The organism is Escherichia sp. E14S1, from assembly GCF_004211995.1.
Taxonomy (GTDB): Bacteria; Pseudomonadota; Gammaproteobacteria; order Enterobacterales; family Enterobacteriaceae; genus Escherichia.
In genome coordinates this window covers 118,678-133,465 of the sequence record NZ_RHJQ01000023.1, presented here as the reverse complement: position 1 = coordinate 133,465, position 14,788 = coordinate 118,678, and the positions used below count along the sequence as shown (strand labels likewise).

10 protein-coding genes and 1 pseudogene are annotated in these 14,788 nt (G+C 49.6%); 7 read left to right on the top strand and 4 right to left on the bottom strand.

Features of this window, described 5'->3' with window-relative positions:
• Nucleotides 1-195, bottom strand: a pseudogene (locus D9734_RS20570) (glutamate decarboxylase); the annotation flags it as partial.
• A gap of 500 nt (nt 196-695) precedes the next feature.
• Between D9734_RS20570 and D9734_RS20565 the strand changes: the two are divergent.
• Nucleotides 696-2,345: an alpha,alpha-trehalase gene (locus tag D9734_RS20565; protein ID WP_130210136.1), complete on the top strand. Its 1,650-nt coding sequence runs from the start codon at nt 696-698 to the stop codon at nt 2,343-2,345.
• A gap of 50 nt (nt 2,346-2,395) precedes the next feature.
• On the opposite strand, the gene D9734_RS20560 is transcribed toward D9734_RS20565, so the two are convergent.
• Nucleotides 2,396-2,998, bottom strand: coding sequence for a response regulator transcription factor (locus D9734_RS20560; protein ID WP_064527789.1), 603 nt, complete (start codon nt 2,996-2,998; stop codon nt 2,396-2,398).
• A gap of 515 nt (nt 2,999-3,513) precedes the next feature.
• On the opposite strand from D9734_RS20560, the gene D9734_RS20555 reads away from it, so the two are divergent.
• The 3 genes from D9734_RS20555 (at nt 3,514) to D9734_RS20545 (ending at nt 7,208) form a co-directional block, all read left to right on the top strand.
• Entirely contained in the window at nt 3,514-4,413 is a 900-nt protein-coding gene (locus tag D9734_RS20555) for a LysR family transcriptional regulator (RefSeq protein WP_205712826.1), read from the top strand.
• 48 nt (nt 4,414-4,461) lie between these two features.
• Complete coding sequence (gene yhjD, locus D9734_RS20550; protein ID WP_130210132.1) at nt 4,462-5,475, top strand: inner membrane protein YhjD; 1,014 nt, start codon at nt 4,462-4,464, stop codon at nt 5,473-5,475.
• A 410-nt stretch (nt 5,476-5,885) separates the two neighbouring features.
• Nucleotides 5,886-7,208 (top strand): MFS transporter, encoded by a 1,323-nt coding sequence (locus tag D9734_RS20545; RefSeq protein ID WP_130210130.1) that lies wholly within the window; start codon nt 5,886-5,888, stop codon nt 7,206-7,208.
• A gap of 109 nt (nt 7,209-7,317) precedes the next feature.
• Here the strand turns inward: D9734_RS20545 and D9734_RS20540 are convergent, their stop codons facing one another.
• The gene (locus D9734_RS20540; protein WP_130210128.1) at nt 7,318-9,378 is read right to left on the bottom strand and encodes an AsmA family protein; all 2,061 of its coding nucleotides are present in this window, start codon (nt 9,376-9,378) and stop codon (nt 7,318-7,320) included.
• Between the two features lie 68 nt (nt 9,379-9,446).
• Nucleotides 9,447-10,214 carry a cyclic-guanylate-specific phosphodiesterase gene (gene pdeH, locus D9734_RS20535; RefSeq protein ID WP_130210126.1) on the bottom strand — a complete coding sequence of 256 codons (768 nt, stop codon included), beginning with the start codon at nt 10,212-10,214 and terminating at the stop codon, nt 9,447-9,449.
• A 232-nt stretch (nt 10,215-10,446) separates the two neighbouring features.
• On the opposite strand from pdeH, the gene kdgK reads away from it, so the two are divergent.
• The 3 genes from kdgK to D9734_RS20520 all read left to right on the top strand — a co-directional run bounded on the left by kdgK (nt 10,447) and on the right by D9734_RS20520 (nt 14,747).
• Nucleotides 10,447-11,376 carry a 2-dehydro-3-deoxygluconokinase gene (kdgK, locus tag D9734_RS20530; protein ID WP_130210124.1) on the top strand — a complete coding sequence of 310 codons (930 nt, stop codon included), beginning with the start codon at nt 10,447-10,449 and terminating at the stop codon, nt 11,374-11,376.
• Nucleotides 11,377-11,470: 94 nt separating this feature from the next.
• Nucleotides 11,471-12,676 (top strand): DUF3142 domain-containing protein, encoded by a 1,206-nt coding sequence (locus tag D9734_RS20525; RefSeq protein WP_130210122.1) that lies wholly within the window; start codon nt 11,471-11,473, stop codon nt 12,674-12,676.
• The gene (locus D9734_RS20520; RefSeq protein WP_130210120.1) at nt 12,663-14,747 is read left to right on the top strand and encodes a hypothetical protein; all 2,085 of its coding nucleotides are present in this window, start codon (nt 12,663-12,665) and stop codon (nt 14,745-14,747) included. Before D9734_RS20525 ends, D9734_RS20520 begins: the two co-directional genes overlap by 14 nt.
• Nucleotides 14,748-14,788: the final 41 nt, after the last annotated feature.

Here is a 14,788-nt window from a genome sequence, read left to right as displayed (position 1 = left end):
CTGGCAAAAAGTTGCCAGATTCTGACGAGCGTTACCGTCGAGAAATAATTCATCATTGATAATTTGAAATGCGACATCATCACGCATTTCATGCAGCGGAAAACGTTTTGATTCCGCGATAGTAGAAATTGCCTTCGCGCCAAAACGCGAGTCGAGTAGTTCTGAGCGGAAATCCGTTAACAGCTTCTGGTCCATTTCGAACTCCTTAAATTTATTTGAAGGCAATAAAAAAGTAGGATTTATCTGGAATGGACGCAAGGGGTTACAGGTATAATTTAAATAACAAAATCCTAAGCATGAAATTGATTTATCCATATAACAAACTAACACCAATAATATTTACACCAGAAAACACCAGATTAATTTTAAATATATATTTAAGGAATTCCTGTTATTTATTTTAATAACCAAAAAGAGTTTACTTCCTTCTGCATTCTTACACTGATTACCGCTACTCTTATTTGTAATAACAGCGATACACCTGCTTTTATCATGGAGTAGCGTGAATGTTCCGAAAATGAAATTTTGCAAAAAAACGTTTATCACTCATTTTCTTTGTATATTAATGGGTTATATTTTTTGACACATTAATAAACGTGATCTTCCGCACACTTCATCCCCCATCGACCGTAGCGAATGACTACTCTTAAAGGAAAGCCCGATAATTAGAGACGAATTTCGGAGGTCGGATCCTTATGCTCAATCAGAAAATTCAAAACCTTAATCCAGATGAACGGATGATCGAAGTCGATCTCTGCTATGAGCTGGATCCGTATGAATTAAAACTGGATGAGATGATGGAGGCAGAGCCAGAACCCGAGATGATTGAGGGGCTACCCGCCTCTGATGCGCTGACCCCTGCCGATCGTTATCTCGAACTGTTCGAACATGTCCAGTCGGCGAAAATTTTCCCTGACAGCAAAACCTTCCCTGACTGCGCCCCCAAAATGGACCCGCTGGATATCTTAATCCGCTATCGTAAAGTGCGCCGTCATCGCGATTTCGACTTACGCCAGTTTGTTGAAAAACACTTCTGGCAGCCGGAAGTCTACTCCAGCGAGTATGTATCGGACCCGCAAAACTCACTGAAAGAGCATATCGACCAACTATGGCCGGTGTTAACCCGCGAACCCCAGGATCATATTCCCTGGTCTTCCCTGCTGGCGCTACCGCAATCGTACATTGTCCCGGGGGGCCGTTTTAGCGAAACCTACTACTGGGATTCCTATTTCACCATGCTGGGGCTGGCAGAGAGCGGGCGTGAGGATTTACTGAAATGCATGGCCGACAACTTCGCCTGGATGATAGAAAACTATGGCCACATCCCCAACGGCAACCGCACCTATTATTTGAGCCGCTCGCAGCCACCGGTTTTTGCGTTGATGGTGGAGCTATTTGAAGAAGATGGTGTGCGCGGTGCACGCCGCTACCTTGATCATCTAAAAATGGAATATGCCTTCTGGATGGACGGCGCAGAATCACTGATTCCGAATCAGGCCTATCGCCATGTGGTGCGGATGCCGGACGGCGCCCTGCTCAACCGTTATTGGGATGACCGCGACACGCCGCGCGATGAATCCTGGCTGGAAGATGTGGAAACCGCGAAACACTCCGGTCGCCCGCCTAACGAGGTGTATCGCGATTTACGCGCAGGTGCCGCTTCTGGCTGGGATTACTCATCACGCTGGCTACGTGACGCGGGCCGTCTGGCAAGCATTCGCACTACCCAATTCATCCCCATCGACCTTAATGCTTTCCTGTTTAAACTGGAGAGCGCCATTGCCAACATCTCGGCGCTGAAAGGTGAGAAAGAGACAGAAACGCTGTTCCGCCAGAAAGCCAGCGCCCGCCGCGATGCAGTTAACCGTTATCTCTGGGATGATGAAAACGGCATCTACCGCGATTACGACTGGCGGCGCGAGCAGTTAGCCCTCTTTTCCGCTGCCGCTATTGTGCCGTTATACGTGGGCATGGCGAATCACGAACAGGCAGACCGCCTGGCAAACGCCGTACGTAGCCGTTTACTAACGCCGGGTGGGATTCTGGCGAGCGAGTACGAAACCGGAGAACAGTGGGATAAACCCAACGGCTGGGCGCCATTGCAGTGGATGGCGATTCAGGGATTTAAAATGTACGGCGATGACTATCTGGGTGATGAAATCGCGCGTAGCTGGCTGAAGACAGTGAACCAGTTTTACCTGGAACACCACAAACTGATCGAGAAATACCATATTGCCGATGGCATTCCCCGTGAGGGCGGCGGGGGCGAATATCCGTTGCAGGATGGATTTGGCTGGACCAACGGTGTGGTACGGCGCCTGATAGGTTTGTACGGCGAACCGTAATATTTTAACAGCCAGCCACTAACAACCTGCTGGCTATAAAACTATCCTCTTCAGGAGGCGATATTTAACATCATCGCCGCCTGAGTGCGGTTTTTCACTTCCAGACGGCGATAAAGCGATTCCAGATGCGCTTTAACCGTTCCGGTACTGATATTTAACGCCCTGCCGATCTCTTTATTTGATTCACCTGCCGCCAGCATAGTTAAAATTTCCCGTTGGCGGGCGCTTAGCGATTTGAGGTCTTTTGTGTCTTTTTCCGGTGTCGTTCGCCAGTCTCCGGGCAGAAACATCATTCCCATTGCCGCGCTATTTACCGCCAATGCAAACGTCTCGACGGCTGAATCACGCGGTACAATTGCCATCACGTTAAAATGGATAACTTCCTGTAACCATCGTTTGCTGCAATCTGTCGCCGTTATCAACACTTTAACATCAGGAAATTGCACTACGGTTTTTTGCAGTAACCAGTAGCAAAACTCACCATCCTGATCGCCATCAAGCATGACCAAGGCTTCAGGGGAGCTTTCCAGTTTTTGCCACAGTTCATCTGCCTGATCGACGCCCTGAATACTCACTCCTGGAATACGCTGCTGTAAGCTGATTTTCATTCCGTGAATAAATATTGACTGCCTGTCAAACATGATTATATGCATTACTGAATCTCCACCTGGATACGTTAAAACTCTTAAGTAGGGGAAGGGTATTACCCGAGAGGCAAAATAAGAATTCGCCATTTGGCGGTGGCCATTCTACAGATATGCAATGTGGAAAATAGTTACCGATATAAATAGTTACAGCTGACAGCCTGAAATTACATGTCGAGGGCATTATTTAAAACATTTTTGAGGAAATCCTTATATCTTCATCTGACAGGCATTCAAATAAACCGTGATTTTCGCGAGAGCTGACTAAATACCTGACCGCAAAACGATTAAATTGCGCACGAAAAGCCAATACTGCATTTACTATTTTGCAGGAAATTGCTGAAAAGACAGTCCTTCAAGCGTTATTTTTCCTTTCCAGTGAAGCTTATCAGCCATTTCCTTCTAAAAAACACCGGTATTAATCATTACTACATTGTGAAACCTTGCATTAGATGCTAGAAAAAACAATAAATAATGCGCTATGCGCGTTACTGTTTCGCTGTGAACAACAATCGGTCAAAGAAATGGATAAAATTCACGCAATGCAGTTGTTCATTAAGGTCGCAGAGCTGGAAAGTTTTTCCCGTGCAGCGGATTTCTTTGCTTTGCCAAAGGGAAGTGTTTCGCGCCAGATACAGGCACTGGAACATCAGCTTGGCACCCAGTTGCTGCATCGCACTACGCGGCGGGTCAAACTTACCCCCGACGGCATGACCTATTACCAACGAGCGAAAGATGTGTTGAGTAATCTCAACGAACTGGACGGCCTGTTTCAGCAGGATACCACCAGCATCAGCGGCAAATTACGCGTCGATATCCCGCTCGGAATTGCGAAAAACCTGTTGCTGCCGCGCCTGCCAGAATTTCTTCATCAGTACCCAGGGATTGAACTGGAATTAAGTAGCAGTGACCGGGCGATTGATATTCTTCGTGATGGCTATGATTGCGTGATGCGCACGGGCTCGTTGCCCGACGAGGGTATTATTACCCGCCCCCTCGGCAGCCTGACAATGGTCAACTGTGCCAGCCCGCACTATCTGACGCGTTTTGGTTATCCGCAAAGTGTGGACGATCTGACTTCGCACGCAGTGGTGCATTACACGCCGCATTTGGGCGCGCATCCATTAGGTTTTGAGGTTGCCACCAGTAATGGCGTCCAGTGGTTTAAGCCCGGCGGCATGTTGACGGTAAACAGTAGCGAAACCTATCTCGCCGCCGGCCTGGCGGGTCTGGGTATCATTCAAATCCCCCGCGTCGCCGTACGCGAAGCCCTACGCGCCGGGCGGCTTATTGAAGTGTTGCCCAACTACCGCGCCGAGCCGCTATCCATTTCTCTGGTTTATCCCCAGCGTCGGGAGCTTTCCCGCCGTGTAAATCTGTTTATGCAGTGGCTGGCTGGCGTAATAAAAGAGCACCTGGACTGACCGACTATACTTTTTAAGACAGACAACGACAGAAGGACTAAAGAGCGGATGACGCAGGAAAACGAGATCAAACGTCCCACCCAGGATCTGGAGCACGAGCAAATTAAACATCTGGATAATAGCGATAAAGGCAGCAAAGTCAGTCAGGCGTTGGAAACCGTTACCACCACAGCCGGGAAAGTCCAACGTCAACCAATCATCGCGCACCTGATACGCGCAACAGAACGCTTCAATGATCGGCTGGGTAACCAGTTTGGCGCGGCAATCACTTATTTCTCGTTTTTATCGATGATCCCGATTTTGATGGTGTCGTTTGCCGCAGGGGGCTTTGTGCTGGCCTCCCACCCGATGCTGCTGCAGGATATCTTCGACAAAATTCTGCAAAACATCAGCGATCCGACGCTGGCGGCCACATTGAAAAATACCATCAACACCGCCGTTCAGCAGCGAACGACCGTAGGGCTTGTCGGCCTGGCGGTGGCGCTTTATTCCGGGATCAACTGGATGGGAAATTTGCGTGAAGCAATTCGCGCTCAATCGCGTGATGTTTGGGAACGTTCACCGCAAGATCAGGAGAAGTTTTGGGTTAAGTATCTGCGTGATTTTATTTCGCTAATTGGTTTATTGATTGCGCTGATTGTCACGCTTTCAATAACCTCGGTTGCCGGTTCGGCGCAGCAAATGATTATTAGCGCCCTGCACCTTAACAGTATTGAGTGGCTGAAACCGACGTGGCGGTTGATTGGCATGGCGATTTCTATCTTCGCTAACTATCTGCTTTTCTTCTGGATCTTCTGGCGTCTTCCGCGTCATCGCCCGCGTAAAAAGGCGCTGATTCGTGGAACATTCATCGCGGCTATTGGTTTTGAAGTCATTAAAATCGTGATGACGTATACCCTGCCGTCGTTGATGAAATCCCCGTCTGGCGCGGCATTTGGTTCCGTGCTGGGGCTGATGGCGTTTTTTTACTTCTTTGCCCGTCTGACGTTGTTTTGCGCGGCGTGGATTGCCACCGCCGAATACAAAGACGACCCGCGAATGCCGGGGAAAACGCAGCATTAAAATAGGTCGGATGCGGCGTAAACGCCTTATTCGGCCTACGAATTTATTCAACCTGGCTCGCCGTAGGCCGGATAAGATGCACCAGCATCGCATCCGGCTATAATGCGCACATAACCACCTGAAACTCTTCCCCTGGACCTCTTCAGCCATCTCTTCGGGAGCCAACAATTTCACATCAACTCATAAACCCAGCATATAAATCCAGTTGGTAACTTTTATTTAACCTGAAACCAGTTTTATCCACCATTTATGAAATTGTGTGAAGCATTTCATAGAAGAAAAATCACTAGTCTAAACATTATCCGCTTTTTGCCTGGTTTTTAACCTTTTCCGCGATTTGTTACACATTGAAATATCACTTTTGCTGTGCGTAATATGGCTATTCGTTCGCCAAAAAATAAGAAAAGATTATGCAAGCAACAGCCACAACACTCGACAACGAGCAAGAATACAAGCCGATAAACTCACGTAATAAAGTCCTTGTCGCCTCCCTCATTGGCACGGCCATTGAGTTCTTCGACTTCTACATTTACGCCACTGCGGCCGTTATTGTGTTCCCGCATATCTTCTTCCCGCAGGGCGATCCGGCGGCAGCGACGCTACAATCGCTCGCCACCTTCGCCATCGCTTTCGTCGCACGCCCAATCGGTTCTGCCGTATTTGGTCATTTCGGCGATCGCGTTGGGCGTAAAGCGACGCTGGTCGCCTCGTTGCTAACGATGGGGATTTCAACAGTGGTGATTGGTCTGCTGCCGGGCTACGCCACGATTGGTATTTTCGCCCCGCTGCTGCTGGCACTGGCTCGATTTGGTCAAGGTCTGGGATTAGGCGGTGAATGGGGTGGCGCAGCGCTGTTGGCAACCGAGAACGCACCACCGCGTAAACGTGCGCTGTACGGCTCCTTCCCACAGCTGGGCGCACCGATTGGCTTCTTCTTTGCTAACGGCACTTTTCTGCTGCTTTCCTGGCTGCTGACCGATGAGCAGTTTATGAGCTGGGGCTGGCGCGTGCCGTTTATCTTCTCGGCGGTGCTGGTCATTATCGGCCTGTATGTTCGCGTGTCGCTGCATGAGTCGCCGGTGTTTGAAAAAGTCGCTAAAGCGAAAAAGCAGGTGAAGATCCCGCTGGGTACACTGCTGACCAAACACGTGCGCGTCACGGTACTCGGCACCTTTATCATGCTGGCAACCTACACGTTGTTTTATATCATGACCGTCTACTCAATGACCTTCAGTACCGCCGCCGCGCCAATTGGGCTTGGCCTGCCGCGCAATGAAGTGCTGTGGATGCTGATGATGGCAGTTATTGGTTTTGGCGTGATGGTACCAGTAGCCGGATTGCTGGCCGATGCCTTTGGGCGGCGTAAAAGCATGGTGATCATCACGACACTAATCATCCTGTTCGCGCTGTTCGCCTTTAATCCACTGCTCGGTTCTGGCAATCCTATTCTGGTTTTTGCTTTCCTGCTGCTGGGGTTAAGCCTGATGGGGCTGACCTTCGGGCCGATGGGCGCGCTGTTACCAGAGCTGTTCCCGACAGAAGTGCGTTACACCGGAGCATCATTCTCTTACAACGTAGCGTCGATTCTCGGGGCTTCCGTTGCGCCATATATCGCGGCCTGGTTGCAAACTAACTACGGGTTAGGTGCGGTGGGGTTATATCTGGCGGCAATGGCTGGCTTGACGTTAATCGCCCTGCTGCTGACGCATGAGACGCGACATCAGTCGTTGTAATAAGAGTGAAAAGCCTGATGCGCTACGCTTATCGGGCATGAACAAAGCGCACTTTGCCAACAATCTAAATCTGTTTAATTGCCGGATGCCAGATATCCGGCAATTTCCATCACTTCTTCATCTGCGACAAAATTGTCCGGCACTGATTAGCCTCCCCTTCGGAAGGCGAGATCAGCGCCAGCAAGGCCGCAGCTGGCGTCACCAGCGTTGCCAGTGCCGCCGCAACGGCACCTCGGGCAATCAGCGGCCCGGCTTTCACCCCAGCCTGCGGATTTTTAAACGTCCCACGCACATACAGCGGCGAACGCAGTGTGATAATCCGAATCCCTTTACTCTCCGGATCAATAGTCAAATCCAGCTGTTCCGAAGCAAAACTTGCCGTGCCGGTAACATTAATCAACGCGTTCTCAGTATCAAAAGCAAAAATCTGCGGACGCGCCACGCCATTGGCAATATTCAGATTTGCTGCCGCGCAGTTCACCCGCACCTCATCATCACCGAAGATCGCACCGACAATGTAGTTACCGACGTTCAGCCCGACAATCTCCATCAGGTTGCGGCTCACCAGCCCATCATTCATCAACAGTTTCAGGTTACCGTTACTGTTCCCCAAAAGCGCCGCCACTGAGTTACCGCTACCGCGTAGTTCCGCATCACCGTTCATTTCCCCCAGCGTCTTCTGCATCAATTCCACATCCGGCATCAGTTCTTTCAGTTTCAGTCGACGAGCCTGAATATCTGCCCGCCCTTGCATCGGCTTTTTATCGCCTTCCAGATGAATATTCGCCGCAATGCTGCCGCCCGCCATGCCAAATTTCAGCGGTTGCAGGCGTAGGTCAGCGTTTTTGAGGATGATATGGGTAGAAAGATCGCTAATCGGCAGGCTGCTGCCATGCTCAATACGACGGCCTTTGAATCGAACATCGGCATCCATGACGTCCCATTTATCGGTTTCGAAGCGGTCATACGGCAGCACTTTGCCCGCAGGCTGAACGCTTTTTTCGCCCTTCTTCTGTTCAGACCGTTTCGACTTTTCCGCCCCTTTACCGGAATCAACGCCAATTAACGGCCCTAAATCTGCCAGCCGCAATTGGCGCGACTCGACGTCACCTTCCAGTTTTGGCCGTGGCTTACCGGTGGTGTAGACCAGAGAACCGTGAATATCGCTATCGCCAATACGCCCGTTAAAGCCACGATAATCAAAGACCGACGATTTTTCCGTGTCGATTTTCGCTACCAGCCGACCATCGGTTTCAAACGGTGGGGTATCAGGCAGCAGAACGCCCGTCAGTTCATAGAGATCGCCCAGCGAATCGCCGGAAAATTGAAGCCGTAAATCGACGCCGCCCATTTTCATTGGGTCATTCACGACGCCATCAAAAGCAACACGGGTGTTACCAGAGCGGAAATCAGCCTGTACCGGAAACGGCGTCCCTTCGCCACGCAGCGCCAGCATGCCGCCAATTTTTCCCGTGCCTGTGAGCGGTTCACCGTTATAACGTCCCTGCGCCTTCAGGCCAAAAACATAATCGCCCACCTTTTCTTTCTCGTTCTTACCTTTCGATCCGCTGACTTCACTGAACGGTAACGGCTTGCCTAATGGATCGACAAAAATTTCCAGATCCGCTTTGCTTACTTTGTCATCAATGGCGATCCGCCCTTGATCGAACAGAATATTATCCAGCCGAAACGACCACGCCGACGGCTTTGCATTCGCGTCTTTGTTGTCATCGCTGGCGAGATTAAACGTCCAGTTGTTATTCTTTTCTGAGAGGCGAATCAGGCGTGCGTCGGGCTTTTCCAGTTTGATCCACGGTAGCCAGACCGTTTTGGTCAGCAGCGCCAGAGGGGCCAGCGTTGCTTCTACCCGTGGCAGATGCACCATTGTGACTTCGGGAATGTCTGGCGGGTTGCCGAGAATGATGTCTTCCGCGTGTACATGGGGCCACGGCACCCAGCTGCGCCAGCCGGTTTCCTGTTTTTGCCGCTCCCATACCACGCCCAGATCGCCACGAATAGCGAACGGGCGATTCAGCTCCGCAGAGACTTTCTGGTTGATGGTCGGTTTGAGTCGATTCCAGTCAAAAGTCGCAATCAAAATGATCGCCACGACGAGCAACAACAAGAAAGCACCTGAAATCGCGGCGGTTATTTTGCCTGCCTTGCTCATAGTTCGCTTCCTCATATTCTTCCTGGGCCAGTCCTAAAGATAGTCCAGCCAGGCGGAAAATGAGGCGGCTACACCACCAGAGCCACCGTATCCAGCGTTTCTATCGGTGCCGGACGCGAAAGAAACCAGCCTTGTGCGGCGAATGCGGGCGAGTTCTGTACATCGCGCCACTCTTCCGGCGTTTCCACGCCCTCGACAATCACCCCGCGACAATAGCGATTCATTAGATGTAAAAGCTGCGAAAAGAGCGTGCGGCCTTCCGGCGACTGGCGCAGCATCACAAACAGTTCGCGAGCGATTTTAATGTAGTCATAACGGACTTCACTGAGCGCGGAGAAATTTGCCATCCCAGTGCCAAAATCATCAAGCCATAGCGGACCAAATTCGCACATCGAGGCAAAGGTTGAATCTTTTGGCAGGCGGATATGTTCTACCAGTTCAAAACGCAGCCAGGGAAGGCGGTCAATCTGACGCAAAATTTCCGGCTGCTGACGTAGGGCGAGAAGTGTCGGACCATCGATATTAACCGATGCCAGCAGCCCATGCTCAACAAAGAACACGGCTTTTTGCGCCAGCAAATCAATCTGTTCTTTCACCACATCCATACGATGTCTGATGGTGATTTCAGCAAAATAACGATCCGGCGGCAGTCGTTGCGAAGGATCCTCGGGATGAGTAACGACCGTTAATAGCTCTACGGCCATCAACCGACCGGATGTCTGGTAAATCGGTTGCCAGGTGTAAGCACGTTCACACTGCAACCAAAAGCGTCGTTCCTGCAAGCTTTCGATACTTGCTTCAGGATGGCTTATTCGCTGAATAACCTGCCTTATCATCGAAGATGTCCTGTGTTTAAAAGTGATGCTGCCCGGACTCGACAAATGTTATCGGCGCGCAACGCCAGAACTTTACCGCCCTAAGCGGCTAAATTTGCCCGTCCTGCGGCGAAATCGTCCAGGAATACGTTCTGGCTCAAAAAAATAATGGAACAGTGTTTTAATATAGTTGACCAACAAACCACCACAGCGCAAACTAACGCTAATTTTTTTACAGATCAGGTTCACGACTATGTCCAAAAAGATTGCCGTGATTGGCGAATGCATGATTGAGCTTTCCGAGAAAGGCGCAGACGTTAAGCGCGGTTTCGGCGGCGATACCCTGAACACCTCCGTCTATATCGCCCGTCAGGTCGATCCTGCGGCATTAACCGTTCATTACGTGACGGCGCTGGGAACGGACAGTTTTAGTCAGCAGATGTTGGACGCCTGGCACGGCGAGAACGTTGATACTTCCCTGACCCAACGGATGGAAAACCGCCTGCCGGGCCTTTACTACATTGAAACCGATGACACTGGCGAACGTACGTTCTACTACTGGCGTAACGAAGCCGCGGCCAAATTCTGGCTGGAAAGCGAGCAGTCAGCGGCGATTTGCGCAGAGCTGGCGAAATTCGATTATCTCTACCTTAGCGGGATTAGCCTGGCGATTTTAAGCCCAACCAGCCGCGAAAAACTGCTTTCCCTGCTGCGCGAATGCCGCGCCAATGGCGGAAAAGTGATTTTCGACAATAACTACCGTCCGCGCCTGTGGGCCAGCAAAGAAGAGACGCAGCAGGTGTATCAGCAAATGCTGGAATGCACGGATATCGCCTTCCTGACGCTGGACGACGAAGACGCGCTGTGGGGTCAACAACCGGTGGAAGACGTCATTGCGCGCACCCATAAAGCGGGCGTGAATGAAGTTGTGGTGAAACGCGGGGCTGATTCTTGCCTGGTGTCCATTGCAGGTGAAGGGTTAGTGGATGTTCCGGCGGTGAAACTGCCGAAAGAAAAAGTGATCGATACCACCGCAGCTGGCGACTCTTTCAGCGCCGGTTATCTGGCGGTACGTCTGACAGGCGGTAGTGCGGAAGATGCCGCGAAACGTGGGCATTTGACTGCAAGTACCGTTATTCAGTATCGCGGCGCGATTATCCCGCGTGAAGCAATGCCGGAATAATGGTTTTTGACGGAGAACGGATAGATATTCGTTCTCCGTTAATAGTTACAGCGGTACACTATCAGCCTGTTGATAATCGTAATGCCGTAACAATATGCCATCTTGCAAAAGGATTTTTGCAGCTTCACTTCTTCTGATCGGCCTGGGCTACGGGCTGCATATTTTATTTACCCCTTCACAACCGCTTCGCTTTGATCAGCAAGTCTATATCTGGCAACGCGTCTGGACAGCAGAACATAACGAGGCACTAAAACGAAGCCGCCCACTTTTCTCTACGCTACGCATACTTGGGATGCAATTTCACCCGCAAGAAGGCATCCGACACTTTACGGTTAATACTTCACTTATTAAGCAAGATGGTCGCCCGGTCTGGCTGGTCGCGCGACTCGATGGCCAGCTTACACGGTTTAATAACCAGCAAGTTATCCAGCATATTCAACAGACCCTACGTGAGTGGCAAAAGGCAGGGGTTACGCTGGCAGGTGTGGAAATTGATTATGACGCGCCAACAGCAAAATTGCCGGAATATATGACACTTCTTAGTGCGTTACATCAGACGCTTCCTGCAAATATAAAACTTAGCGTTACCGCCCTGCCGACCTGGCTTAAATCACCACATCTCGCCCGATTATTGCGCATTGCGGACTCTTCGGTTTTACAGGTACATAACGTGCTTTCGCCCGAAAAAGGCCTGTTAGATGCCAGTCTGGCGCAGCGTTGGGTAAAGCAATATGCCAGACAAACCACGCATCCTTTTTTCATCGCATTGCCCGCTTACGGTTCTGCGCTTACCAGTGATAATCGCGTCGAGAGTGAAGCTCCGTTATACGTTGCCGAAGAGATGCGTGAATTAAGTGTGTCACCGCAAACCATTGCCGATTTCATTCAATATTTAGAACAGCAACCACCGCGTGGATTACAGGGGCTGGTATGGTTTCGGCTACCGTTAGCAGGCGATCGCCGCGCCTGGTCACTGACGACGCTGGAAGCCGTGATTCAGCATCAACCGCTGACCCCACGCTGGTCGTTAATTATTGCTCAACATGCAGACGAACAGCTTTTTGATCTGGCTATTAAAAACAGCGGCGAAATTGATGCGCCGTTGCCGAAACAAATAATTCTGCCCAATGCAGATTGTCTATTCGCTGATGGAGCCAGCCACTATCAGGTGCAACCCGGGCCATCCAGCCTGAATTTTGTGAGAGGAAGCGCCAGGCAACTGCGCGCCGGAGAAAGCAGTCCGCTGGGATGGGCGCGCTGCAATCAAAAACTACAAGGAGAGTTTAATGTTACGCCATGAGATATCGCGGATTGCCAGCGTTGTGTTATTCACGCTCATTTGCGAGAACGCTTATGCTTGCGGGCCTTATGCGCCGAACTCACTTTTGCATGATCGACAACACACATTAACAGAAATGCCTAATGGCAGTTTCATATATGAAGCTCGACATTTAGTCGAACGCGATCCACGTTTACCTTTATGGCAGCCAGAGATCGAACCAAACGATTTAGAGGACTATTATCAGTACAGAGAAACGCAAAAGGATACCGATTATCAGCATTACACTCGCGAAAAACGTCTACAAGAGATAGCAGAGAAACTGAAGACAAAACTACCTACAGCAGAACGACTCTATTATCTGGGAGCCATAGACTTTTATCACTTCATCTATGACAGCCCCTGGTTCGATAAATTATTAGCCTTACCCAAAAGCGAACAAGGTGAATGGCGGCTGAAGGCAATGTATACCCAGGCCCGTAAAATATTCGATTCAGGTGAAAATGACGAGTTAGCTTATAATACTGGCGCGTATCATAGTGAGGAATCCATAAAGGGGATTAAACTTTATCAACAAATTATAGAAGAAGTTCGCAATGGTGAGCCAGACCCCGAACAACTCTCTCTCGCCAGCTTGGGGCAGTTAGGTTTTTACCGGCTGAATAAAGCAGATATGAATGGAGCCATCACATATTATGCGCAACAGGCTGCACAAGGTTCCCCCGTAGGTAAAAGCTCATTACGCAGAATTGCACTGTATCTGACAAATGAAAAAAATTTCGCCCTTTTAGAAAATATTATTGATGATCCCATAGTTCAGAAACTGGTCATCGCAGAGCTTTTTATTCGTCACGACAGAGGGTATAGCCAGGATGGGTGCATTACCGAAAACAGTGAATATTTCTGCACAACACAACGTGAAAAATTGATCAACTTGTTGGTGAACCATCGGATAAAAGGATTTTCTTATAGCGATCGACTGGCCGCATTAGCTTATCGTAATGGTGATTACTCGTTAACGAAAGTCTTATTAGAGGATGCGCCAGAAAGCGGCCTCCGCGAATGGTTAAACGCAAAAATGGCGCTGCGTGAAGGTAATATTCCTTTAGCGACCCGCTATTATGCCAGTGCGGCAAAATTCTTCCCGGAAAATGAAACGTGGGGCAACCCGATGACAGAAAGTGATTACTACCACGGTAATGAGATCATTATGCCATCATGTCGTATTGCTGGCGAGCAAGCAATTCTGGCGTTGAAGCGCGATGATTACTTGCAAGCAATGACGCTGTTTTATAAAGGCAAAGATACTTATTGGGCAGATTTAGCTGATGTGGGGGAAAGTGTATTAACGTTACAGGAGTTAAAAACGTTTGTTGATAAAAATGTACCACCGCCCAGCCAACAGCTAAAACCCTTTAATTTGCAGTCATCTGAAAATGATTATGACAGAGAATATAGCGGTTACTTCGTTCCCCCAACGCTCATTCCAACTGACGTAAAATTACGTGCATTACTGGCCAGAAGGTTTATTCGCAATGGTCAATATCAGCAAGCCGTCAGCTACTTTGATATTCCAAATTACCGTAAAATGGCGCAGCAACTGGCAGATTTAATGGAAAAAAGCCAAAATAATAATATCAATAATCAGGAGCGCGCGCAGGCGCAATACGAGGCGGCAAGATTATTACGATATAATGGCATCGAACTCGTCGCCTATGAAATGTATCCCGACTATGCTATTACCAGCGGAGCATATTCCACACCTTATTCCTACACTAATGATAGCGGCTGGATAAGTGAGAAAGAAAACCGTCGTTTTGCTAATGCAGTACCTGACAAAAATAATCACTTTTTGCATTACCGCTGGCAGGCTGCGGAATGGGCCGGACAATCTGCCGATTTACTTCACCCCAAAACCCAGACATGGGCCGCCGTGTTATGCCATGCTGCAAGTTGGGTCAGATACCTTGATCCAGAAACCGGTGCATTAATTTATCAACGCTACGTGAAAAACGGTAAAGCTTTTGACTGGGCTGCACATTTTGGTCGTGATTGTCCTGAACCAGTGTTTAAGAAGGATCTGAAGAAATAACCTTACAGGGATGAGAAAGGCTCTCCTTACGGACTGGCGAA

Excerpts from the sequence above, each read along its gene's own strand:
- D9734_RS20540 (WP_130210128.1), bottom strand. The coding sequence starts at position 9,378 with ATGAGCAAGGCAGGCAAAATAACCGCCGCGATTTCAGGTGCTTTCTTG.
- yhjD (WP_130210132.1), top strand. The coding sequence starts at position 4,462 with ATGACGCAGGAAAACGAGATCAAACGTCCCACCCAGGATCTGGAGCAC.
- kdgK (WP_130210124.1), top strand. The coding sequence starts at position 10,447 with ATGTCCAAAAAGATTGCCGTGATTGGCGAATGCATGATTGAGCTTTCC.
- D9734_RS20525 (WP_130210122.1), top strand. The coding sequence starts at position 11,471 with ATGCCATCTTGCAAAAGGATTTTTGCAGCTTCACTTCTTCTGATCGGC.
- D9734_RS20560 (WP_064527789.1), bottom strand. The coding sequence starts at position 2,998 with ATGCATATAATCATGTTTGACAGGCAGTCAATATTTATTCACGGAATG.
- D9734_RS20520 (WP_130210120.1), top strand. The coding sequence starts at position 12,663 with ATGTTACGCCATGAGATATCGCGGATTGCCAGCGTTGTGTTATTCACG.
- D9734_RS20555 (WP_205712826.1), top strand. The coding sequence starts at position 3,514 with ATGGATAAAATTCACGCAATGCAGTTGTTCATTAAGGTCGCAGAGCTG.
- D9734_RS20545 (WP_130210130.1), top strand. The coding sequence starts at position 5,886 with ATGCAAGCAACAGCCACAACACTCGACAACGAGCAAGAATACAAGCCG.
- D9734_RS20565 (WP_130210136.1), top strand. The coding sequence starts at position 696 with ATGCTCAATCAGAAAATTCAAAACCTTAATCCAGATGAACGGATGATC.
- pdeH (WP_130210126.1), bottom strand. The coding sequence starts at position 10,214 with ATGATAAGGCAGGTTATTCAGCGAATAAGCCATCCTGAAGCAAGTATC.